Genomic DNA, 21,883 nt, shown 5'->3' with positions numbered 1-21,883 from the left:
GCTCGGTGCGGGAACGGTCGGGATCGGGACGGTCGACGGCTCGGGGACGGCCGGACCGCGTCCAGCCGGGACCGGGTCGGGCGGGACCCGCCGTCCGGGCACCGGCGGCGGGATGTCCCGGCCGGGCGCGGACGGGGCAGCCCGGGCGGCCCGGGTGGCGCTCTCCACCCGCTCCAGGCGGGCCCGGGCGCCCATGGTCCGGCCCGGCAGCCGGACGTCACCGCGGGCGAGTTGCGCGACGAACCAGGCCGGCAGGTAGCCCTCGATGGGCAGCCCGGGATTGACCGACAGCCACCACTCGTGGTTGGGCCAGCCCGCGGCCAGGTCGGCATAGGGGATGCGGCGGGTGGCACCGGCGTTCTCGCCCAGGCAGGCGCGCAGCGCGGTGGCGGAGGTGAAGGCCAGCACGTGTGTGCGGCCCCCGGTGGTCCAGGTGCCCCAGCCCGCCGGGCCCGCCTCGGCGAGCGTCTCCGCGGCGACCGGCAGGAGCAGCTCGAGGCGGGTCAGGATGCGGAAGTAGAGCTGCTGGTCCTGCGCGCGCAGCGCATCGCGCATCGCCACCTCGGCCTCGGTGGCCGGTTCCCATCCGGTCACGGCCACGTCTCCTTCCGCGAACAGGCCACAGGCATCGCCTACAACCTACAAGGTGGTAACAAGATCACAAATGCCTGGTTGTCGACGGTCGGCCGGGTCGCCCGGCGAGGCGCTAACATCCCGTTCCGGAGTCGACACGATACGGAGGCCGTCGATGTCCCGGCCCACCGCGCGCCCGGCCCTGGCCGTCCTGGCGGCCCTCCTCGTCGCCGGGTTGCCGGCCGCCCCGGCCTCGGCCCGCGCGCCCTCGGCCTGCGCCGCACCGACCGCGCCGGCCCGCCCTGTCGCGGAGCAGCCGTGGCCCCAGCAACGGTACGCGCCGGACCGGCTCACCCCGCTCGCCACCGGCGCCGGCGTGGTGGTCGCGGTGGTCGACTCGGGGGTGGACCGGTCCCACCCGCAGCTCACCGGCCGGGTCCTCGACGGCGCCGACTTCCTCGACCCGGGCGGCGACGGCACCCGCGACTGCGCCGGGCACGGCACCGGCGTGGCGAGCCTGATCGCCGCCGCGCCCCGGCCGGGCGTGGCCTTCCGGGGGATCGCCCCTGGGGCCCGCATCCTGCCCGTACGCGTCAGCGAACAGCAGGTCGTCGACGGGCGGGAGTCGGGGCGCACGGTCGGGGCGGGCGACTTCGCCCGGGCCATCCGCTGGGCGGTGGACCACGACGCCGACGTGGTCAACCTCTCCGTCGTGCTGTACGCGGACCACCCCGCCGTCCGCGCCGCGGTCGCCTACGCGGTGCGGCGGGACGTCGTGGTGGTGGCCGCCGCCGGCAACCTGCACGACAGCGGCGATCCCCGGCCGTATCCGGCCGCGTACGACGGGGTGCTCGGGGTGGGTGCGATCGGGGCGGACGGCACCCGCGCCGCCTTCTCCCAGGCCGGCCCGTACGTCGACCTGGTCGCCCCCGGCGCCGACGTGCTGATGGCGGCGCCCCGCCAGGGCCACCGCCGGGCGGAGGGGACGAGCTACGCGGCGCCCTTCGTGGCCGGCACCGCGGCGCTGCTCCGGCAGTATCACCCCGACCTGGGCGCGGCGGAGGTCGCCCGGCGGATCGTGGCCGGCGCCGACCCGGCCCCGGGACGGGGTGACGGGTACGGCGCCGGGGTGCTGAACCCGTACCGGGCGGTGACCGAGTCGCCGGCCGTCGCGGCGGCTCGCCCCCGGGCCGGGGCGGCGCTGCCGGTCGACGGGCCGGACGCGGCGGAGCTGGCCCGGGAGGCCCGCCGCACGTCGGCCCGGGACCGGGCGCTGCTGGTGGCCGCCGCGACCGGGGCCTCGGCCGTGGCGGTGGTGCTGCTCGCCCTCGTGCTGCCCCGCGGGGCGCGCCGCCGCTGGCACCCGGCCGACCGGGCCTGACCCGCACCGCACCGGCGTCCTGTCGGAGGGAAGCGACAGGGCGGCACGGGCGGGAACGCCCGTGCCGCCCCGCGGCGGTCACTGGAACAGGTTGACGTTGCGCTTCTCGGTGTCGAGGTAGTCGGCCGCGGAGTCCTCCACGGCCAGCTTGATGTCGCGCAGCATGGTCTGGAGGTCCTGTGAGGCGGCCCGCCAGCGGGCCTGCCGCTGCTCGTACGCCTCGCGCGCCTCACCGGACCAGCTCCCGACCAGCGGGGCGGCGTCGCGTTCGAGCTGCCCGAGCTGGCTCTCGAGGGTGGTCAGCGCCCTCTGGATGTCGGCGCCGGCCTGTTGCAGGGCGGCGAAGTTGACGACCAGCACACCGTGGTCCATCGATCGGTCCTTCCCGTGCGTCAGAGGGGCAGCTGGATGCCGCGGTTGGTGCCCGCCACGCGGCCGGCGGCCTCGGTGTCGGACACGTCGTACTGCCGGCCGGCGCTGCGGATGGCCGTGGCGGTCTCCCGCAGCGCCCGCTGCAGGGCCTTCTGGTCCTGCGCCCACTGCTGCTTGACCTGCTCGAAGGAGCGCCCGCCGGCACCCCGCCAGGCCTGCTGCAACACCTCCAGCTCGGCCATGAGGCCGCTGAGCATGGTTTGCAACGACTGGTCGACCTGCTCGAACTTCGCGGCGGTGTGCTGCATCACCGCGGCTTCTGCCTGAGTCTGGGACACCCCGGACGTCACCTCGTCTCCTCGGTCGTGGCTGGCCGCAGGAGCGACCACCGTGGACTCGCCGGAGCGCGCCACCGGAGAAGGGGGAAGGGGACGGCGGGCGCGCTCGACGGAACTCGTCGCTGACGGTAGCCGTCCGACTCCGGTTCTGCTACCCCCTCGGGCTCCCCTGTGGACGGCGAAGCTCTACGATGAGCCACGGCGGCGTCACTCGGCGAACGGGCGGGGGAGGTGCGGTGACCGCGACCACCAGCGTCCCACCGGCGTCCGCCGACCCTCCACAGCGGACCCGGCGCCCGGCGCCGCCCGTCCGGGCCGGGCAGGTGGTGACCGCGCAGGTGGCGGTCGCCGCGCTGGTCGCGGCCGTCGGCCGGGGCGTCCTGGTGACCGCGGCCGCCCTGCTGCTGGCGGCGGTGCTGCTGCCCGCCGCCTGGGTCCGGCTCCGGGGCCGTTGGCTCTTCGAGTGGCTCGCCGTCGGCGCGGCCCACCTCACCCGGCGGCGGGCCCTCCCGGCCACCTCCGGGCCGGCGGCGCTGCTGGAGCTGGCCCGCCCCGGCGCGGCGGTGCACGCGGCCGAGCTGGCCGGCGGCCCGGCGGCGGTGCTGGAGGACACCGCCGGGATGACGGCGCTGCTGGAGATCGGTGACCCGGACGACCTGCTCGGCGACGGCCCGCGGGAGCTGCCGCCGCCGCTCGGCCTGCTGCCCCCGGCGGGTCCGGAGAGTCCGCCGGTCCGGATCCAGCTGCTGTTCTCCGCGTCCCCCGCGCCGGCACCCGCCGCCGGGGCGGGCGCGGCCGGCACGTCGTACCGGCAGCTCACCGACGGGCGGCTGGCCGCCCGGGCCCGGGTGGTGCTCGCCGTCCGGGCGCTGCGGGCCGACGGTTGGTCCGACGACGAGCTGCGCCGGGCGCTGTCCGGCACCGTCCGGCGGATCGTGCGCCGGCTCGGGCCGCTCACTGGTCGCCCCCTCGGCGGTCCCGCGGCGCTGCGCGTGGTGGCCGAACTGGCCCACCACGACCCCGGGGCGCCGGTCCGGGAGAGCTGGCCGGCCGTGACCGTGGGCGGGCTCCCGCAGACCACCTGGCGGCTGCGCCGCTGGCCGGATCCGCGCACCGATGCCGCGCGGCGGCTGGTTCCCCGGCTGCTGGCGCTGCCGGCGACCGCCACCACCGTCTCGCTCTGCGTGGGTCCGCGGTCCGGGGCGGACTCGGCGCCCGCTCCGGCCGAGCTGACCGTACGCCTGGCCGCCCACACCGCGGCCGAGCTGTCGGTGGCCGAGCGGGCGCTGCGCCGGCTCGCCGGGGATCTCGGCGCCGAGCTGCGCCGGCTGGACGGCGAGCACCTGAGCGGGCTGGCCGCCACCCTGCCGCTGGCGGTGGCCCGGCCGGACGCGCCCCCGGTCGGGCCCGAGCTGGCCGCCCTGGAGTTCACCCTCGGCGAGTCCGGGCTGATGGTGGGCGCCAACCGGCACGGGGGCGCGGTGACCGTACGCCTGTTCCGGCCCACGACGACCCGGCTGTTGCTGGTGGGTGGGGTGCGGGCCGCCCAGCTGCTGACCCTGCGGGCGCTGGCGCTCGGCGCACGGGTGGCGGTGCAGACGGCGCGGCCCCGGGTCTGGGAGCCGTTCGTCCGCGGGGTCGGCGGGCCGGGCGGCGCGGTGCCACTGGTCCCACCGGGGCGGCCGGTCGGGGGCATGCCCGGCTCCCCGCTGCGCCCCCTGCTGCTGGTGGTCGACGCCGGCCCGGTGCCGCCGGAGGTCGGCCCGGCGGTGGCCTGGCAGTCGGTCCTCGTGGTCCGCGACGAGCTGACCCCGGCCGACACGGCCGCGCTGGCCCGCGCCGACCTGGCGATCCTGCAACCGCTCGACCCCGGCGAGGCGGCGCTGGCCGGCGCGGCCCTCGGCCTGGGCGGCTCGGCGGAGTGGCTGACCCGGATCCGGGACGACATGGTGGCGGTGGTGAACCGGCGGGCGCTGCGCTGGGCGCTGCTCTCGCCGACGCCGATCGAGTCGCAACTGGTCGGTCGCCCGGGCCGCGGCTGAGCCGGCACGGGTTCCGCGAGTCGACGCGGCGTGGCACGATCCCGGCCATGGATTTTCTGAAGGGTCTCCTGATCCGGCTGGGCACGACGGCCGTGGCGTTCTGGTTGGCCACGCTGCTCATCCCGGGCATCACGCTGGACTCGGATTCGGCCACCGAGACGGTGACCACGCTGGTGCTCGTCGCGGTGATCTTCGGAGTGGTCAACGCGGTGCTCCAGCCGATCATCAAGACCGTCGGCTGCGGTTTCTACCTGCTGACCCTCGGCCTGATCGCGCTGGTGGTCAACGGCCTGCTGTTCCTCCTCACCAGCTGGATCGCCGGTGAGGCCGGGCTGCCGTTCCACGTGGACGGTTTCTGGCCGGCCGCGGTGCTGGGCGCCCTCTTCGTCGGCATCGTCACCTGGATCCTGGGCGCCGTCCTCGACCGCGACTGAGCCCGCACCACCCGCCGGTTCCCGCCCGCCGGCCCAGGCCAGCGGGCGGGAATTGGCTGGTGAGGCCCGGTCGGGTCGCCACTAGGGTCGGAGGGGTGTTCACCCTGACCCACGCCGAGGGCTACCTGCTCAGCACCGATCCGGACCGGCTCGACCTGGACCGGGTGCACCACTGGCTTTCCACGGACGCGTACTGGGCGCTCGGGCGGGACCGGGACACCGTCGGGCGGGCCTTCGCCGGGTCGATCGGCTTCGGCGTCTACCGGCCCGGCGACGGTCGGCAGGTGGCGGTGGCCCGGGTGGTCACCGACCGGGCGACCTTCGCCTGGCTGTGCGACGTCTACGTCGACCGGTCCGAGCGGGGCCGGGGGCTGGGCACCTGGCTGGCCGGAGCGGCCCGCGACCACCTGGCCGAGTGGGGCGTACGGCGGATCGTGCTGGCCACGAACGACGCGCACGGTGTCTATGCGAAGGTCGGCTTCACGCCGGTCGAGCCGGGCCGCTGGATGGAGTACGACCAGCGCGTGACCCAGCTCACCGGAAAGGAGCAAAGCCCCGCTTCACCACTTACGGTAGAGGCGTGAACCAGACCCGTCTCGGCTACCTCTACGGCTTCGGCGCGTACCTGATCTGGGGTTTCTTCCCGATCTACCTGAAGCTGCTCCGCCCGGCCGGCCCGGTGGAGATCCTCGCGCACCGGATCGTCTGGTCGGTGGTCTTCGTGGCGCTGCTGCTGGCGGCCATGCGCAACATCGGCTTCCTGCGGGCGCTGGCCCGGCGGCCCCGGGCGCTGGCCGCCATCGCGGCCGCCGCCGCGCTCATCGCGGTCAACTGGGGCACCTACATCTACGGGGTGAACTCGGACCGGGTGGTGGAGACGGCCCTCGGCTACTTCATCAACCCCCTGGTCGTGGTGCTGATCGGGGTCTTCGTGCTCCGCGAGCGGCTGCGCCCGGCCCAGTGGGCGGCGCTCGGCGTGGGCGGCCTCGCCGTGGCGGTGCTGACCGTCGACTACGGGCGGCTGCCCTGGCTGGCCCTCGTGCTGGCCTTCAGCTTCGCGGGGTACGGGCTGGTCAAGAAGCGGCTCGGGCTGCCCGCCGCGGAGGGCCTCTTCGTCGAGTCGGCGGTGCTGGCCCTGCCCGCGCTGGCCTACCTCGGCTGGTTGGGCCGGCAGGGCGACGCCACCTTCGGGCACGGCTCGGCGGGGCACACGGCGCTGCTGGTGCTGGCCGGCGCGGCCACCGCGATCCCGCTGCTCCTCTTCGCCGGGGCGGCCAACCGCCTGCCGCTGACCGGGTTGGGCATGCTGCAGTACCTGGCGCCGATCCTCCAGCTCGGCTGCGGCGTGCTGGTCTTCCACGAGCCGATGCCGCCGGCCCGGCTGGCCGGGTTCGGCCTGGTCTGGGTGGCCCTCGTGGTGTTCACGGTGGACGCCCTCCGTCACACCCGCCGGACCCGGGCGCAGGCGCGGGCCGCCGCCCTGGTGCCCGCCGAGGCCCGCTGACCGCGCCTCAGCGGGCGTCGAAGGCGAGGACCGGGGTGCCGTCGGCGCGGACCAGTTCCAGCCGCACCAGCTCGCCGTGGGTGAAATGGGTGGCGCCGACCACGCGGACGTTGTCGCCGGGCGCGGCCAGCCAGGTGCCGACCTGCTCCGTCGCGCCGTCCGGGCCGTGCGCCACCAGCCGGAAGGTGTACGCCTCCCGGTGACCGGCGCGCTGGTCGTACCCGCAGCGCATGGTGACCTCGGTGCCCCACCTCTTGTCGGTCAGGCCGACCTCGGCGTGCAGCGGCGCGGCGCCGGCGACCGGCCGCATGGCCGTCATGGTCACCGGCGCAGCGGTGGCCGTGGGCAACGCCGTGGGCGGCGGTGCGGCCGGCGGGCGGACCAGGGAGACCCCGACGCCCGCCAGCACCGCCAGCGCGGCCGCGGCGAGCGCGGTCAGGGCGTACCGCCGCCGGGACCGGGACCGCTCGCGGCGCCGGCGCTCCCGCGCGGCGTCGAGCAGCGCAGGCACCCGGGACGCCTCGGTGGCGGACGGCAGGAACTGCTCCAGCCCCGCCGGGTCGAGCCGGCCCAGCAGGCCGGGCAGCACGGCGATCTCGGCCACCGCCTCCCGGCAGGACGCGCACCCGCCCAGGTGCCGCTCGTAGGCGGCGCGGTCGGCGGGGGCGAGGGCGCCCAGGACGTACGCGCCGTCGTCGTGCTCGAACTCGCAGCGGGTCATCCGGTCACCCCCATTTCGGCCAGCACCAACCGTAGTGAGCGCAGCGCGTAGTGGGTCCGCGACTTCACCGTGCCGGGCGGCACCCCGAGCCGGGCGGCCGCCTCGGCCACCGACCGCCCCTGGTAGAAGCACTCGACCAGCACCTCGCGATGGGTCGTGCTGAGCCGGTTCAGTGCCTCGGCCACGGTCCACGCCTCCACCGCGCGCTCCGTCTCGTCGACCGTCTCGGCGGGTTCGGGCAGCTCGTCGGTGTAGACCTCGCCGACCCGGGTGGACCGCCGGCGCCAGGCGTCGATGGCCAGGTTCCGGGCGGTGGTGAAGAGCCAGGCGCGGACGGAACCGCGCCGCGGGTCCAGCGACTCGGGATGCCGCCAGGCCCTGAGCAGCGTCTCCTGCACCAGGTCCTCGGCTCGCGACCGGTCGCCGTTGACCAGCCGGAGGGCGTGCGCGAAGAGCGCGTCGGCATGCTCGTCGTGCAGCGCGCGCAGCAGTTGGGCGTCGTGGTCGCTGATGGCGGTACCTCGCTTCCGGCGGCGGGGAGACCGGCGATCTTCGCCCCTTGATACGTGCCGTGACGCCGAACGGTTCAGCCCCAGGTCACGCTGCGCTTGTTCACGTCGGGTTCAGCTTCCCGCCGGTGCCCGCTCACCGGGCCCTGGCAGCGTCCGGCCGGTACGCGCGACCGGGCGGACCGGGCGCGCCACCGACGTCCGATCAGGAGGCTCCACCCCATGAGCGACCGTCCTCGGCTGCTCCCGCTGCTGGGCGCCACCCGCCACGGCGCCCGGGACGCCATGACCTGCCAGTACCGGTGCGGCAACGCCTGCGACCACCCGGTGCCGAACCGTTCCGACAACCCGTACTTCGGGGACCTGGTCGACGCCGAGGTCTCCCGGCGGGGTGTGGTCCGGGCCGGCGCCGCCGGCGCCCTGGTGCTCGGCTTCGGCGGGGCCGTGGCGGGCGCCCTCGCCGGCGCGGCCCCGGCCGCCGCCGCCCCCGCCGCCCCGGCCGTGCCCGGCGTGGGCGAGGCCGCCGTGGCGGCCGGCGGCGTGGGCAGCGGCGCGCTGACCTTCAAGCCGATCCCGCCGAACAAGCTCGACGCCCTGGTCGTGCCGAACGGGTACGACCACTCGGTGGTGATCAAGTGGGGTGACCCGGTCGTGCCGGGCGCGCCCGCGTTCGACGTGCACGCGCAGACCGCCGCCGCCCAGTCGAAGCAGTTCGGCTACAACAACGACTTCGTCGGGGTGCTGCCCATCGACCGCAGGCGCGCCCTGCTGGTGGTCAACCACGAGTACACCAACGAGGACCTCATGTTCCCCGGCTTCACCAGCCAGGAAGCGCTCTCGGTGGAGCAGCTGCGGGTGGCCATGGCCGCGCACGGCATGTCCGTGGTCGAGCTGGAGCGGGTCGACGCCACCGGGCAGTGGCGGCCGGTACGCAGCGGCCGCCGGCAGTACAACCGGCGGATCACGGCGCTGGCCACGAAGTTCGAGCTGACCGGCCCGGCCGCCGGCTCGGCCTGGCTGCGCACCGCCGCCGACCCGAAGGGTCGTACGGTGGTCGGCACGCTGAACAACTGCGCCGGCGGGGTCACCCCGTGGGGCACGGTGCTCTCCGGCGAGGAGAACTTCAACCAGTACTTCGTCGGCGGCGACGGCGCGCCCGAGGAGCTGAAGCCCAAGCTGACCCGCTACGGCATCCCGACCGACGTGCGGTACCCGAGCGGCAGCCGCAAGTGGGAGCGCGCCGACGAGCGCTTCGACCTGGCGAAGCACCCGAACGAGGCGCACCGCTACGGCTGGGTGGTCGAGATCGACCCGTTCGACCCGGAGAGCCGCCCCCGCAAGCACACCGCGCTGGGCCGGGTGAAGCACGAGGGCGCGAACGTGATCGTCGCCCGGGACGGGCGCGTCGTCGCGTACATGGGCGACGACGAGCGCTTCGACTACCTCTACAAGTTCGTCTCGGACAAGAAGTTCATGCCGGGCAACTCGTGGGTGGCGCGCAAGCACAACCTCACCCTGCTGGAGTCCGGCACGCTCTACGTGGCCGCCCTGGAGGGCAGCAGCACCGCCGAGATCGACGGCACCGGCAAGCTCCCGGCCGACGGGGCGTTCGACGGCCGGGGCCGCTGGATCAAGCTGGTCAGCGGCAACCGCTCGTACGTCGACGGGATGACGGCCGCCGACGTGCTGACCTTCACCCGCCTCGCCGGGGACAAGGTCGGCGCGACCAAGATGGACCGCCCGGAGGACGTCGAGCCGAGCCACCTCACCGGCAAGGTCTACGTGGCGCTGACCAACAACACCGACCGGGGCAAGGCCGGGAAGGCGGCGGCCGACGAGGCGAACCCACGCAACCTCAACAAGCACGGGCAGATCCTGGAGCTGGTCGAGGACCGCGGCGACAACACCGCCGAAACGTTCGCCTGGTCGCTGCCGATCGTCTGCGGCGACCCGACCGACCCGTCGACCCACTTCGCCGGGTACGACAGGACGAAGGTCTCCCCGATCTCCTGCCCGGACAACGTCGCCTTCGACGCCACCGGCAACCTCTGGATCTCGACCGACGGCAACGCGCTGGGCAGCAACGACGGGCTCTTCGCCACCGCCGTCGAGGGCCCCGAGCGCGGTCACCTGAAGCAGTTCCTCACCGTGCCGCTCGGCGCGGAGACCTGCGGCCCGTTCATCACGAAGGACAACCGCTCGGTCTTCGTGGCCGTGCAGCACCCGGGCGAGATCACCGGCGCCTCCGTGGAGAACCCGGCCTCGACCTGGCCGGACGGCGACTTCGCCAAGCCGGGCGTGGTCGTCACCTGGCGTCTCGACGGCCGCCCGGTCGGCAGCTGACCCCACCCCGGGCGGTCCGGCGCTGGACCGCCCCCCGGAGGGCCGCCACCCCGCCTGGGTGGCGGCCCTCCGGCCGTCCCGGCTCAGGTGTCCGCGGCGATGCCGTCGGCGACCGCGCGGGCGACGGTGAGCAGCTTGGCCCGGACCACCCGGGCGGAGGTCATCATCTCGCTGGCCGGCAGCGCGCAGGCCAGCACGACCCGTCGCTCGATGTCCTTGTCGGGGGTGACCAGCACCGCCGCGCATGCCACTCCCTGCCGGAACTGACCCAGCTCCAACTGCATGCCGCGCCGGTCGCCGGCGGCCAGGTCGGCCTCGAAGGCCTCGGTGGTGGTGAGGGTGGCGCCGGTGAACGGGCGCATGCCGTATTCCCGCAGGTAGCGGAAGCGCTGCTCGGCCGTGAGGGTGGCCAGCAGGCTCTTGCCGAGCGCGGTGGCGTGCGCGCCCTCGTCGAAGCCCGGCACCAGGTCCTCCAGGTACGGCGAGCGCGGCCCCTCGGACACCGCCGTGACGGCCACCTGGCCGCCCACGAACCGGCCCAGGTAGTGGCTCCAGCCGGTGTCCGCGGCGGCCCGCCGCAGCGCCTCCCCGACCGGCGGCGGCCCCCGGAACGCGGTGACCAGCTCGCGGTAGCGGTCGGCGACCTCCAGCCCGACGATGTACGTGCCGTCCTCCCGGCGGATCACGTAACCCTCGTAGGCCAGCGTGCGCACCAGGTGGTAGGTGGTGGCGACGGTCAGCTCGCAGCGGCGGGCGATCTGCTTGACGGTGAGCCCCTTCGGCGCACGGCCGACCGACTCGAGCACTCGTAGCGCGCGGGAGACACTTCGGATCAGGTCCGAAGGTTCCGCCAAGGGGTCACGCACAACCACCTCCGCCGCCGGGGACTTACACCATATGAAAAACAGGCCGAGTGCGAAATGCCTGTTCGGATCGAGGATGCCAGATCACCGGGCACAGACAGTGCACCGACAGACACGATCAGCTGCCGAAACGTGACCGGCGTAGGTTTGCCGGACCATGACCGACACCGCGCTGCACCCCGCTCCGCCCGCGTCCCGGCGTACCGTCCGGATCAACGCGGGCGCGATCGCCACCACGATCGCCTGCGTCCTGCCCGTCTTCCTGGTCGGCGGCCTCGCCGTGCAGATGGGCGACGACCTCGACTTCACCCCCGCCGGGCTCGGCCTGGCCGTCTCGGTCTACTTCGGCGTCAGCGCCCTCGCCTCGGTGCCCTCCGGCGCCCTGGTCGAGCGGTACGGGCCGGCCGTGGTGGCCCGCGCCGGCATCGTGCTCTCCGCCGGCTCGCTGCTGGCCGTGGCGGGGCTGGCCCGGTCGTACCCGGTCCTGGTGGCGCTGCTCGCGCTCAGCGCCGCCGCCAACGCCCTCGGCCAGCTCGCCAGCAACGCCGCGCTGGCCCGCCATGTGCCCGCCCACAGGCAGGGGCTCTCCTTCGGCGTGAAGCAGGCCGCCATCCCGATCTCCACCCTGCTGGCCGGCGCGGCGGTGCCGACCGTCGCGCTGACCGCCGGCTGGCGCTGGGCGTTCGTGGTGGCCGCCCTCGCGGCGCTGGCCGCGCTGCCGGCCGTACCCCCGGCCGAGCGGGACCGGGCCCGGACCGCCTCCGCCCGGGCGGGCCGGGCCACGACGGCGCTCGTGGTGGTCGGCGTGGCGGCGACCCTGGCGGCCGCCGCGGCGAACGCGCTGGGCACCTTCGTGGTCGACTCGGCGGCCGGCCGGGGCCTGTCCCCGGCACTGGCGGGGCTCACCCTCACCCTGGGCAGCGCGGTCTGCGTGGCGGCCCGGGTGGGCGCCGGCTGGCTGGCCGACCGCCGGAAAACCGGGCACGTCGCGGTGATCGCCGGGATGCTGGTGGTGGGCGCCGTGGGGCTGGTCCTGCTCGCGGTGGCCGGCCCGGTGCCGCTGGTCGCCGGCGTGGTGCTCGGCTTCGGCCTCGGCTGGGCGTGGCCCGGGCTGATGAACTTCGCGGTGGTCCGGCTCCACCCGCAGGCCCCGGCCGCCGCCACCTCGATCACCCAGACCGGGGTGTACGCGGGCGGCTGCCTCGGCCCACTCGGCCTCGGCACGATCGCCGACGCGGCAGGCTACCCGACCATGTGGGGCACCGCGGCGGCCGCCATGCTCCTGGCCGCCGCGTTCATGCTGGCGGGCGCCCGCCTCCTGTCCCGCTCCCCGTCCCCGTCTCGTTGATCATGAAGTTATGGCCATCGGGCACGGCGTGTCGTGGCAATAACTTCATGATCAGCGCCGTGGAGGGACGGCGCGGTGCCCGGCCGGGGGGTCAGCTGGTGCGGTCGGCGATGTAGTCGCAGAGGGATTCGAGGGCGCGGCGGGCCGGGCCCTCGGGCAGCGGGGCCAGGCGGGCGCGGGCGTCCTCGGCGTAGCTGCGGACGGTCTCCCGGGCGCGCTTGAGCGCCGGGGACTCGCGGAGCAGGCCGAGGGCCTCGGCGTGCAGCGCGTCGTCGACCAGCGGCCCGGTGGCCAGGATCTCCCGCAGCCGGACGCTCGCCGCGTCGGAGTCGTCGGAGGCGAGCGCGTAGAGCACCGGCAGGGTCGGCACGCCCTCCCGCAGGTCGGTGCCGGGCGTCTTGCCCGACTGCACCGACTCGCTGGCGATGTCCAGCAGGTCGTCGGAGAGCTGGAAGGCCACCCCGATGACCTCGCCGTAGCCGGCCAGGGCCTCGATGTGCTCGGCGGACGCCCCGCCGAACATGCCGCCGAAGCGGGCCGAGGTGGCGATCAGCGAACCGGTCTTCTCGGCGATCACGTGCAGGTAGTGCGCGACCGGGTCGGTGCCCCGCGGGCCGACCGTCTCGGCGATCTGCCCGTGCACCAGCCGGGCGAAGGTGCGCGCCTGCAGGCGGACGGCCTCCGGGCCCAGGCTGGCCGCGATGTCGGCGGCCCGGGCGAAGAGGTAGTCGCCGACCAGGATGGCCACCGAGTTGGTCCAGCGGGAGTTGGCGCTCGGGGCGCCCCGGCGCACGGCCGCCTCGTCCATGACGTCGTCGTGGTAGAGCGTCGCCAGGTGGGTGAGCTCCATCACCACGGCGGCGGGGACGACGTGCGCGTCGTCCGGGTCGCCGAACTGGGCGCCGAGCGCCACGAGCAGCGGGCGGAACCGCTTGCCGCCGGCCTCGACCAGGTGCCGGGCCGCCTCGGTGACGAGTGGGTCGGCGCTGGCCACGCTGGCCCGCAGGTCGACCTCGACCCGATCCAGGAGGCCCAGCACGGACGCCTCGACGCGCGGATCGGCGAGGTGCAGCCCGAGCGCGCCGAACTGACCCGTGCTCTCCGGGCCCGGACGACCGCCCGGCCCGGTGGCACCTGAACGCTCGCCAGCCGGAATCACCACGCCATCAACCATGCCACACCCGTTCGACCTGCCCAGCGAGGGGGATACGGACCGGGGGCCGGTACGCCACGGCGTACCGGCCCCCGGGGGGTACCTGGGTCATCGCACGAATTCGGCGGCACCGTTGGCCAGGTCGAGCAGGGGTGCCGGGGCGACACCCAGGACCAGCGTGGCGAGCACGCCGATGACCAGGGCGGCCGAGGTGAGCGCGCCCGGCACGGTGACCGTCGGGGTGGCGTCGCCCGGCTCGGAGAGCCACATCATCACCACGACCCGCAGGTACGGGAAGGCCAGCACCATGCTGGTCAGCACGCCGGCGATCACGAGCCAGGCCTGGTTCGCGTCCAGCGCCGGGGCGAAGACGGCGAACTTGCTGGTGAACCCGCTGGTGAGCGGGATACCGGCGAAGGCCAGCAGGATGAACGTGAAGATGGCCGCGAAGAACGGCGACCGGCGGCCCAGCCCGGCCCAGCGGGACAGGTGGGTGGCCTCCCCGTCGGCGTCCCGGACCAGGGTCACCACGGCGAACGCGGCGAGCACCGAGAAGCCGTACGCGACCAGGTAGAACATCGTGCCGGAGAGGCCGTCCTTGCTGGGCGCCAGCACGCCCACCAGCAGGTAGCCGGCGTTCGCGATCGACGAGTACGCCAGCAGCCGCTTGATGTCCGTCTGGGTGACCGCCAGCACCGCGCCGACCAGCATGGTCAGCACGGCCACCGCGCCGAGCACCGGGGTGAAGTCCCAGGAGGCCCCGGCGAAGGCGACGTGGAAGACCCGCAGCAGGGCGCCGAACGCGGCGACCTTGGTGCAGGCGGCCATGAAGCCGGTCACCGGCGTCGGGGCGCCCTGGTAGACGTCCGGGGTCCAGACGTGGAACGGGGCGGCCGCGGCCTTGAAGAGCAGGCCGATGGCGAGCAGCGCCATGCCGGCGAAGAGCAGCACCGGGCTGGACGAGGACTCGGCCACCGCGGCGTGCACGGTGGCGAAGTCGACGCCGGCGCCGCGGTTCGGGATCCCGGAGGTGAAGCCGTAGATGAGGGCCACACCGAAGAGGAAGAACGCCGAGGCGTACGCGCCGAGCATGAAGTACTTCAGCGCGGCCTCCTGGCTCAGCAGCCGCCGGCGGCGGGCCAGCGCGCAGAGCAGGTAGAGCGGCAGCGAGAAGACCTCGAGCGCGATGAACATGGTCAGCAGGTCGTTCGCCGCCACGAAGATCAGCATGCCGCCGATCGCGAAGGTGACCAGCGGGTACACCTCGGTGGTGCCGCCCATCCCGTCGGCCTGCCGCCGGTCGTCGTCGGACTCGGCGGTGACCGCGGCCTGGGCCACGAAGGCCCCACCGCGCTCCACCGTGCGCTCCCCGACGAGCAGCAGCGCCATGGCGGCCAGGATCAGGATGGCGCCCTGCAGGAAGAGCGTCGGCCCGTCCACGGCGATGGCCTGACCGGCGGTGATCAGCCGGTCGTCGGCGTTCAGGATCACCATGGTCAGGGCGGCCAGCACCGCCAGCAGGGCGAGCGTGAGCTGCACCGCGTTGCGCAGGCGGCGCGGCACGAACGCCTCGACCAGGACGCCGACCAGGGCGGCGCCCAACATGATCAGGATGGGAGCGAGCGCCGCGTAGTCGATCGACGGCAGCTTCAGTTCACTCACTTCGCGGCCTCCTGGACACTGCCGATCTCAGGGGCGGGATCGGTCTTGCCGACGTCCTGCATGGTCGCCTGGACGGCGGGGTTGATGACATCGGTGACCGGCTTGGGATAGAAGCCGAGCAGCACGATCAGCGCGATCAGCGGAGCGACCACGACCTTCTCGCGCAGGGTGAGGTCCCGGCGCATGCCGTCGACCTCGGTCAGGGCCGGGTTGAGGGTGCCCTGGGTGGTGCGCTGCACCATCCAGAGCACGTAGGCCGCGGCCAGGATGATGCCGAGCGTGGCGATCACCGCGACCGGCTTGTTCGTGGTGAACGTGCCGATCAGCACCAGGAACTCGGAGACGAACGGCGCGGTGCCGGGCAGCGCCAGCGAGGCGAGACCGGCGAAGAAGAGCACCCCGGCGAGCACCGGCACGAGCTTGCCCGCGCCGCCGAAGTCGCTGATCAGCGCCGAGCCCCGGCGGGCGATCAGCATGCCCACCACGAGGAAGAGCAGGCCGGTGGCCAGGCCGTGGTTGAGCATGTAGAGGACCGCGCCGGTGCCGGCCTGGGTGGTGAAGGCGAAGATGCCGACCCCGATGAAGCCGAAGTGCGCGATCGAGGTGTACGACACCAGCCGCTTGAGGTCGTTCTGCCCGACCGCCAGCAGCGCGGCGTAGATGATGCCGATGACGCCGAGCGCCAGCGCCCACGGGGCGAACCACCTCGACGCCTCGGGGAAGAGCGGCAGGCAGTACCGCAGGATCCCGAAGGTGCCGACCTTGTCGAGCACGCCGACGAGCAGTGCCGCCGCGCCGGCCGGGGCCGCGCCACCGGCGTCCGGCAGCCAGGTGTGGAACGGGAAGAACGGCGCCTTGATCGCGAACGCGAGGAAGAAGCCGAGGAACAGCCAGCGGGCCGTGTCGGTGGCGAACTCGGCCTGGCTGAGCGCCTGCCAGTCGAAGGTCTTCCCGCCGACCACCCAGAGGCCGATCACCGCGGCCAGCATGAACAGGCCGCCGACCAGGGAGTAGAGGAAGAACTTCACCGCCGCGTACTGCCGCTGGTGGCCGCCGTAGCTGCCGATGAGGAAGTACATCGGCACCAGCATGACCTCGAAGAACACGTAGAACAGGAAGACGTCGGCGGCGGCGAAGACGCCGATCATCGTGCACTCGAGGACGAGCAGCAGCGCGAAGTAGACCGGCACCGAGCGCCGGGACGACTCGGCGTCGTGCCACGACGCCAGGATCACCAGCGGCACCAGGATCGCGATGAGCATCAGCATGACCAGCGCGATGCCGTCCACCTCGAAGGTGAAGTTGACGCCCCAGTTCGGGATCCACGCGTACGACTCGCGGAACTGGAACCGGTCACCGTCGGCCTGGAAGGCGATCCACATGGCCACCGAGAGCACCAGCACCAGCAGCGACCAGCCGAACGCCACCAGCTTGGCCAGGTCCGGGTTGCGCCGCGGCAGCAGGGCCACCACGAGGGCGCCGACCAGCGGTGCCACGGTCAGCACCGAGAGGAACGGGAAGTTGGACATTATTCGGCCTTACCTCCGTCGTGACTGCGTGGCCCGCCGGCGGGGGCGGCCGCGTTGAGGTCGATCACGCCAGCCACCCCGCCTGCACCGCCAGGAAGGCCGCCACCACGAGCAGCGCGCCGGTCAGGATCGAGGTCGCGTACGACCGCACGAAACCGGTCTGCAGCCGCCGGAGCCGGCCCGAGCCCCCGCCCACCGCGGCGGCCAGGCCGTTGACCAGCCCGTCGACGCCCCGGTTGTCGAGGAAGACCAGCGCCCGGGTGAGGAAGATGCCCGGCTTCTCGAAGACCGCCTCGTTGACGGCGTCCGTGTAGAGGTTCCGGCGGGCGGCGGTGACCAGCACACCGGCCGGCTGCGGCTCGGTGGCCGTGCCGTTGCGGAACAGGAACCAGGCCAGCCCGGCGCCGAGCACGGTCACCAGCAGGGAGAGCGCGGTGATCAGCCAGTGCGCGAGGACGGCCTCGTGGCCCTCCTCCTGGCCGCCCAGGCCGGCGGTCGCCTCCAGCCAGTCCGGCACCGACGTGGCGAGCAGGAAGCCCGCCGCGACCGAGCCGATCGCCAGCAGGATCAGCGGGATGGTCATGAGCTTCGGCGACTCGTGCGGGTGCTCGATGTCCTCGGTCCACCGCTTCGGGCCGTGGAAGGTGAGCACGAACAGCCGGGTCATGTAGAACGCGGTGAGCCCGGCGCCGAGCAGCGCGGCCAGCCCGAACAGCCAGGCCGTCCAGCCCTCCCGCTCGAACGCGGCCACGATGATCGGCTCCTTGGAGAAGAAGCCGGAGAACGGGAACATGCCGATGATGGCCAGCCAGCCCGCCATGAAGGTCAGCCAGGTGACCTTCATGTACTTCGACAGGTTGCCGAAGCGCCGGATGTCCACCTGGTCGTTCATGCCGTGCATGACCGAGCCGGCGCCGAGGAACATGTTGGCCTTGAAGAAGCCGTGCGCCAGCAGGTGCACGATGGCCAGCGCGTACGCCGCGCCGCCCAGGCCGACGCCGAGGAACATGTAGCCGATCTGGCTCACCGTGGACCAGGCCAGCACCCGCTTGATGTCGTCCTTGGCCGCGCCGATGATGCACCCCATGAGCAGGGTGATCGCGCCGACGCTGACCACCACGAGCTGGAGGGTGTGGTCGGCCGAGAAGATCGGGTTGGAGCGGGCGATCAGGTAGACGCCCGCGGTGACCATGGTCGCCGCGTGGATGAGCGCGGAGACCGGGGTCGGGCCCTCCATGGCGTCCGGCAGCCACGCCTGGAGCGGGAACTGGCCGGACTTGCCCGTCGCGCCGAGCAGGAGCAGCAGGCCCAGCACCAGCACGGTGGTGCTGCTCAGCGCGCCGACGCCGTTGAACACCTCGTCGTACTGGGTGGTGCCGAGCATGGCGAACATGACGAAGATGCCGATGGCCAGGCCGGCGTCGCCGACCCGGTTCATGAGGAACGCCTTCTTGCCGGCGGTGGCCGCGCTCGGCCGGCCGTACCAGAAGGAGATCAGCAGGTACGACGCCAGACCGACGCCCTCCCAGCCGAAGTAGAGCATCACGTAGTTGTTGCCGAGCACCAGCAGCAGCATCGCGGCGACGAACAGGTTGAAGTACCCGAAGAACCGCCGCCGGCCCTCGTCGTGCGCCATGTACTCGACCGCGTAGAGGTGGATGAGGAAACCCACCCCGGTGATCAGCAGCACGAAGACCGCGGCCAGCGGGTCGAAGAGCAGACCGAAGTCCACCTTGAGGTCGCCGACCGTGATGAACTGCCAGAGGCTCTGCTCGACCTGCTTGTTCTCCAGGCCACGCAGCTGGAAGAAGTAGGTCAGGCCGAGCACGAACGCGGCGCCGATGGCCGCCACGCCCAGCCAGTGACCCCAGCGGTCCGCCCGCTTGCCGAGCAGCAGCAGGATCGCCGCGCTCACCAGCGGGATGGCCACCAGCAGCCAGACACTGCCCAAGAGCCCATCCGCCGTCGCGAAGGCGACGGTCCCGGCCGGTTCGGCCTGGGCGAACGTCAGAATCTTCTCCACCACGAGCCCCTCAGTACTTCAGCAGGTTGGCGTCGTCGACGCTCGCCGAGCGCCGGGTCCGGAAGATCGACATGATGATGGCGAGCCCGACCACGACCTCGGCCGCGGCCACCACCATCACGAAGAACGCCATGATCTGGCCGTTCAGGTCGCCGTTGATGCGGCTGAACGTGACAAGCGTCAGGTTGGCCGCGTTGAGCATCAGCTCGACGCACATGAACAGCACGATCGCGTTGCGCCGGATCAGCACGCCGACGGCGCCGATGGTGAACAGCACCGCCGCGAGGATCAGGTAGTAGTCCGGGGTCATTTGTCGGTCCCCTTCAGTGCGGTGTCCTCGGCCGTCAGCTCGCGCACCGGCAGGATCTCCGGGATGCTGCGGTCGGTCAGCCGGCCGTCGGGCAGACGGGCCGGGGTGGCCACCGACGACGACGTGGCGAAGACACCCGGCCCGGGCTTCGGGCCGGGGTAGTTGCCGGGACGGAACCGGGCCTTCATGGTGGCGATCTGGTCCATCCGGTCCTCCTTGCGCCGCTCCACGTGCGCCAGCACCATCGCGCCCACCGCGGCCGTGATGAGCAGCGCGGACGTCAGCTCGAAGGCGAAGACGTACTTGGTGAAGAGCAGCCGGGCGATGCCCTGCACGTTGCCCTCGGCGTTCGCCTGGTCCAGGCCGGCCGCCTGCACGCCCTCCAGCGCCCGGTAGAGCCCGGAGCCGACCAGGCCGGCGAAGCCGAGCCCGAGCACGACCGCGGCGACCCGCTGGCCGCGCAGCGTCTCGATGAGCGAGTCCGAGGCGTCCCGGCCGACCAGCATGAGCACGAACAGGAACAGCATCATGATCGCGCCGGTGTAGACGATGATCTGCACCATGCCGATGAACGGCCCGGCCTGGAGCACGTAGAACACGCCCAGGCAGAGCATGGTCAGCACCAGCCAGAGCGCCGAGTGCACCGCGTTGCGCGCCCAGACCATGCCGATGGCCCCGATCAGGGCCAGCGGGGCGAGGATCCAGAAGGTGACCTCCTCGCCCCCGGACACCTGGCCCGCCGCGGCGAGCACCGTCTGCGTGGTCATGCCCCTGCTCCCTTGCCCGCCTCGGCCCGCTGCGCGGCCTGCTCGGCGCCGGGGAAGGTCACACCGGGGTGCTCCTCCACCTGGTACCGGCCCGGGCCCATCGGCGAGTGCTCGGCGCCGGCCGAGGTGCCCGGGTTGGTCAGCCCGCCGACGTAGTAGTCCTTCTCGCTGTCACCCAGCCGCATCGGGTGCGGCGGCTGCTCCATGCCCGGCAGCAGCGGCGCGAGCAGCTGCTCCTTCGTGAAGATCAGATCCTGCCGGTTGTCCCGGGCCAGCTCGTACTCGTTGCTCATGGTGAGCGAGCGGGTCGGGCAGGCCTCGATGCAGAGCCCGCAGAAGATGCACCGGGCGTAGTTGATCTGGTAGACGCTGGCGTACCGCTCACCCGGGGAGAAGCGCTGCTCCTCGGAGTTGTCGCCACCCTCGACGTAGATCGCGTCCGCCGGGCAGGCCCACGCGCACAGCTCGCAGCCGATGCACTTCTCCAGCCCGTCCGGGTGCCGGTTGAGGATGTGCCGCCCGTGGTAGCGCGGCGCCGAGACCGGCGGCTTGAACGGGTAGTCGGTCGTGACGACCTTCTTGAACATGTGCGAGAAGGTGACCCCGAAGCCCTTGAACGTTCCGGTGATCGCGCCCACGTCACACCTCCCCTGACTCCGAGCCGGCGACGACGTTGGCCGGCTCCCGCTCGGCGACCACGCGCTTGGTACGCGGGCTCGGCGGAACTTGAAGATCCATCGGCGGCAGCGGGAAGCTGCCGTGTGGACGGCTGTTCACCTGCTCCTGCAGCGGCGGCTTCGGCGCCTTCTTCCGGCTCGGCCAGAAGAGCGTGGCCAGCAGGAGCACGCCCGCACCGATGCCGGTGGCGACCAGCCGGTCCTTGGTCTGCCAGTCCTCGATCGAGCGGAGCCCGCTCAGCACCAGGATCCAGACCAGGTTGATCGGCAGCAGGACCTTCCAGCCGAACCGCATGAACTGGTCGTAGCGGAGCCGGGGCAGGGTGCCCCGCAGCCAGACGAAGACGAAGACGAGAACGATGACCTTGCCGAAGAACCAGAGCATCGGCCACCAACCCGAGTTGGCGCCGGCCCAGAGGGTGATCGGCCAGGGTGCCCGCCAGCCGCCGAGGAAGAGCGTGGTGGTGACCGCGGACATGGTCACCATCGAGACGTACTCGGAGAGCATGAAGAGCGCGAACTTGAGCGAGCTGTACTCGGTCATGAAGCCCGCGACCAGCTCCGACTCCGCCTCGGGCAGGTCGAACGGCGCCCGGTTGGTCTCACCGACCATGGCGATGAAGAAGATGACGAAGCTGGGCAGCAGCAGGATCGCGTACCAGCCGGGGGCCGGGATCTGCTGGCCGGCGATGGTGAGCTGGGTGGCGTCCCCCTGCGCGGCGACGATCCCGCTGGTCGACATCGTGCCGGCGGTCATGAACACCGCCACGATGCTCAGCCCCATGGCGACCTCGTACGAGATCATCTGGGCGCTGGACCGGAGACCGCCGAGCAGCGGGTACGTCGAGCCGGAGGCCCAACCGCCGAGCACGATGCCGTAGATGCCCATCGAGGAGCAGGCGAGGATCACCAGCACCGCCACCGACACGTCGGTGACCTGCAGGGGCGTCCAGTGGCCGAAGATGCTCACCTTCGGGCCGAACGGCACCACCGACAGCGCGGTGACCGCGGAAATCACAGAGATGGTCGGCGCGAAGAAGAAGACCACCTTGTCGGCGGCGCGCGGGAGGATGTCCTCCTTGAACGCCATCTTCAGGCCGTCCGCCAGGGTCTGCAGCAGGCCGAACGGGCCGACCTGGTTCGGGCCGGGCCGGACGGCCATGCGGCCGACCACCCGGCGCTCGAACCAGACGCCGAGCAGGGTGGCCACCAGGCCGAAGGCGAACGCAAAGACGATCTTGATGAGGACCAGCCACCACGGGTCCTTGCCGAAGTCGGCAAGCGTCGGGTCCTGCGCCGCGAGGATGACGGTGTTCACTGCACCCACCTTTCGT

At 73.1% G+C, this 21,883-nt stretch carries 21 protein-coding genes; 7 read left to right on the top strand and 14 right to left on the bottom strand.

Annotation, left to right across the window (positions count from 1 at the left end; translation table 11 throughout):
• The coding region (locus F8274_RS06390; protein WP_151461353.1) for an SseB family protein at positions 1–594 on the bottom strand (594 nt) is incomplete at its 3' end.
• Positions 595–748: 154 nt separating this feature from the next.
• Between F8274_RS06390 and mycP the strand changes: the two genes are divergently transcribed.
• On the top strand, positions 749–1,954 hold the full coding sequence (gene mycP / locus F8274_RS06385) for a type VII secretion-associated serine protease mycosin (protein ID WP_151461352.1): 1,206 nt from the start codon (positions 749–751) through the stop codon (positions 1,952–1,954).
• Between the two features lie 78 nt (positions 1,955–2,032).
• On the opposite strand, the gene F8274_RS06380 is transcribed toward mycP, so the two are convergent.
• Positions 2,033–2,326 (bottom strand): WXG100 family type VII secretion target, encoded by a 294-nt coding sequence (locus F8274_RS06380; RefSeq protein ID WP_151461351.1) that lies wholly within the window; start codon positions 2,324–2,326, stop codon positions 2,033–2,035.
• A gap of 20 nt (positions 2,327–2,346) precedes the next feature.
• Positions 2,347–2,664 (bottom strand): WXG100 family type VII secretion target, encoded by a 318-nt coding sequence (locus F8274_RS06375; RefSeq protein ID WP_151461350.1) that lies wholly within the window; start codon positions 2,662–2,664, stop codon positions 2,347–2,349.
• 236 nt (positions 2,665–2,900) lie between these two features.
• On the opposite strand from F8274_RS06375, the gene eccE reads away from it, so the two are divergent.
• The 4 genes from eccE (at position 2,901) to rarD (ending at position 6,644) form a co-directional block, all read left to right on the top strand.
• Positions 2,901–4,706 (top strand): type VII secretion protein EccE, encoded by a 1,806-nt coding sequence (eccE, locus tag F8274_RS06370; protein WP_151461349.1) that lies wholly within the window; start codon positions 2,901–2,903, stop codon positions 4,704–4,706.
• A gap of 47 nt (positions 4,707–4,753) precedes the next feature.
• Positions 4,754–5,140 carry a phage holin family protein gene (locus tag F8274_RS06365; protein WP_151461348.1) on the top strand — a complete coding sequence of 129 codons (387 nt, stop codon included), beginning with the start codon at positions 4,754–4,756 and terminating at the stop codon, positions 5,138–5,140.
• Between the two features lie 95 nt (positions 5,141–5,235).
• Positions 5,236–5,724 (top strand): GNAT family N-acetyltransferase, encoded by a 489-nt coding sequence (locus tag F8274_RS06360; RefSeq protein ID WP_151461347.1) that lies wholly within the window; start codon positions 5,236–5,238, stop codon positions 5,722–5,724.
• Complete coding sequence (gene rarD, locus F8274_RS06355; protein ID WP_151461346.1) at positions 5,721–6,644, top strand: EamA family transporter RarD; 924 nt, start codon at positions 5,721–5,723, stop codon at positions 6,642–6,644. The genes F8274_RS06360 and rarD overlap by 4 nt, the downstream gene beginning before the upstream one ends.
• A 7-nt stretch (positions 6,645–6,651) precedes the next feature.
• Here rarD and F8274_RS06350 read toward each other — a convergent pair whose 3' ends face one another.
• Both F8274_RS06350 and F8274_RS06345 read right to left on the bottom strand, forming a co-directional pair.
• Positions 6,652–7,365, bottom strand: coding sequence for an anti-sigma factor (locus tag F8274_RS06350; protein WP_151461345.1), 714 nt, complete (start codon positions 7,363–7,365; stop codon positions 6,652–6,654).
• Entirely contained in the window at positions 7,362–7,856 is a 495-nt protein-coding gene (locus F8274_RS06345; protein WP_370518198.1) for a sigma-70 family RNA polymerase sigma factor, read from the bottom strand. The genes F8274_RS06350 and F8274_RS06345 overlap by 4 nt, the downstream gene beginning before the upstream one ends.
• A 240-nt stretch (positions 7,857–8,096) precedes the next feature.
• Here F8274_RS06345 and F8274_RS06340 point away from each other — a divergent pair, with 240 nt between their 5' ends.
• Positions 8,097–10,217, top strand: a complete 2,121-nt coding sequence (locus F8274_RS06340) for a PhoX family phosphatase (protein WP_151461343.1) — start codon at positions 8,097–8,099, stop codon at positions 10,215–10,217.
• A gap of 83 nt (positions 10,218–10,300) precedes the next feature.
• On the opposite strand, the gene F8274_RS06335 is transcribed toward F8274_RS06340, so the two are convergent.
• Positions 10,301–11,083 (bottom strand): IclR family transcriptional regulator, encoded by a 783-nt coding sequence (locus F8274_RS06335; RefSeq protein ID WP_151461342.1) that lies wholly within the window; start codon positions 11,081–11,083, stop codon positions 10,301–10,303.
• A gap of 154 nt (positions 11,084–11,237) precedes the next feature.
• On the opposite strand from F8274_RS06335, the gene F8274_RS06330 reads away from it, so the two are divergent.
• Positions 11,238–12,428 (top strand): MFS transporter, encoded by a 1,191-nt coding sequence (locus F8274_RS06330; RefSeq protein WP_151461341.1) that lies wholly within the window; start codon positions 11,238–11,240, stop codon positions 12,426–12,428.
• Positions 12,429–12,519: 91 nt separating this feature from the next.
• Here F8274_RS06330 and F8274_RS06325 read toward each other — a convergent pair whose 3' ends face one another.
• The 8 genes from F8274_RS06325 to nuoH all read right to left on the bottom strand — a co-directional run bounded on the left by F8274_RS06325 (position 12,520) and on the right by nuoH (position 21,867).
• Positions 12,520–13,602 (bottom strand): polyprenyl synthetase family protein, encoded by a 1,083-nt coding sequence (locus F8274_RS06325; RefSeq protein WP_151461340.1) that lies wholly within the window; start codon positions 13,600–13,602, stop codon positions 12,520–12,522.
• Between the two features lie 87 nt (positions 13,603–13,689).
• Entirely contained in the window at positions 13,690–15,243 is a 1,554-nt protein-coding gene (gene nuoN / locus F8274_RS06320) for an NADH-quinone oxidoreductase subunit NuoN (protein WP_151461339.1), read from the bottom strand.
• Positions 15,240–16,772, bottom strand: a complete 1,533-nt coding sequence (locus F8274_RS06315; RefSeq protein WP_151461338.1) for an NADH-quinone oxidoreductase subunit M — start codon at positions 16,770–16,772, stop codon at positions 15,240–15,242. The genes nuoN and F8274_RS06315 overlap by 4 nt, the downstream gene beginning before the upstream one ends.
• A gap of 64 nt (positions 16,773–16,836) precedes the next feature.
• Complete coding sequence (gene nuoL, locus F8274_RS06310; protein ID WP_151461337.1) at positions 16,837–18,798, bottom strand: NADH-quinone oxidoreductase subunit L; 1,962 nt, start codon at positions 18,796–18,798, stop codon at positions 16,837–16,839.
• Positions 18,799–18,805: 7 nt separating this feature from the next.
• Positions 18,806–19,105, bottom strand: coding sequence for an NADH-quinone oxidoreductase subunit NuoK (nuoK, locus tag F8274_RS06305; RefSeq protein WP_073834091.1), 300 nt, complete (start codon positions 19,103–19,105; stop codon positions 18,806–18,808).
• Positions 19,102–19,872, bottom strand: coding sequence for an NADH-quinone oxidoreductase subunit J (locus tag F8274_RS06300; protein WP_151461336.1), 771 nt, complete (start codon positions 19,870–19,872; stop codon positions 19,102–19,104). The genes nuoK and F8274_RS06300 overlap by 4 nt, the downstream gene beginning before the upstream one ends.
• A complete protein-coding gene (nuoI, locus tag F8274_RS06295; RefSeq protein WP_151461335.1) occupies positions 19,869–20,510 on the bottom strand; it encodes an NADH-quinone oxidoreductase subunit NuoI in 642 nt (213 codons plus the stop codon). Before nuoI ends, F8274_RS06300 begins: the two co-directional genes overlap by 4 nt.
• Position 20,511: 1 nt before the next feature.
• On the bottom strand, positions 20,512–21,867 hold the full coding sequence (gene nuoH / locus F8274_RS06290; protein ID WP_151461334.1) for an NADH-quinone oxidoreductase subunit NuoH: 1,356 nt from the start codon (positions 21,865–21,867) through the stop codon (positions 20,512–20,514).
• Positions 21,868–21,883 lie beyond the last annotated feature (16 nt).

Origin of the sequence: Micromonospora sp. AMSO31t, assembly GCF_008868175.1 — a bacterium.
In the GTDB taxonomy this organism is placed as follows: Bacteria; Actinomycetota; Actinomycetes; order Mycobacteriales; family Micromonosporaceae; genus Micromonospora.
Note: the sequence above shows the minus strand (reverse complement) of the source record. Positions and strands in the feature narration are given on the sequence as shown.

Coding starts and splice junctions, on each gene's coding strand:
- F8274_RS06300 (WP_151461336.1), bottom strand. CDS start 19,872: ATGACCACGCAGACGGTGCTCGCCGCGGCGGGCCAGGTGTCCGGGGGC.
- F8274_RS06365 (WP_151461348.1), top strand. CDS start 4,754: ATGGATTTTCTGAAGGGTCTCCTGATCCGGCTGGGCACGACGGCCGTG.
- F8274_RS06330 (WP_151461341.1), top strand. CDS start 11,238: ATGACCGACACCGCGCTGCACCCCGCTCCGCCCGCGTCCCGGCGTACC.
- F8274_RS06315 (WP_151461338.1), bottom strand. CDS start 16,772: ATGTCCAACTTCCCGTTCCTCTCGGTGCTGACCGTGGCACCGCTGGTC.
- F8274_RS06380 (WP_151461351.1), bottom strand. CDS start 2,326: ATGGACCACGGTGTGCTGGTCGTCAACTTCGCCGCCCTGCAACAGGCC.
- nuoK (WP_073834091.1), bottom strand. CDS start 19,105: ATGACCCCGGACTACTACCTGATCCTCGCGGCGGTGCTGTTCACCATC.
- F8274_RS06350 (WP_151461345.1), bottom strand. CDS start 7,365: ATGACCCGCTGCGAGTTCGAGCACGACGACGGCGCGTACGTCCTGGGC.
- mycP (WP_151461352.1), top strand. CDS start 749: ATGTCCCGGCCCACCGCGCGCCCGGCCCTGGCCGTCCTGGCGGCCCTC.
- F8274_RS06325 (WP_151461340.1), bottom strand. CDS start 13,602: ATGGTTGATGGCGTGGTGATTCCGGCTGGCGAGCGTTCAGGTGCCACC.
- F8274_RS06340 (WP_151461343.1), top strand. CDS start 8,097: ATGAGCGACCGTCCTCGGCTGCTCCCGCTGCTGGGCGCCACCCGCCAC.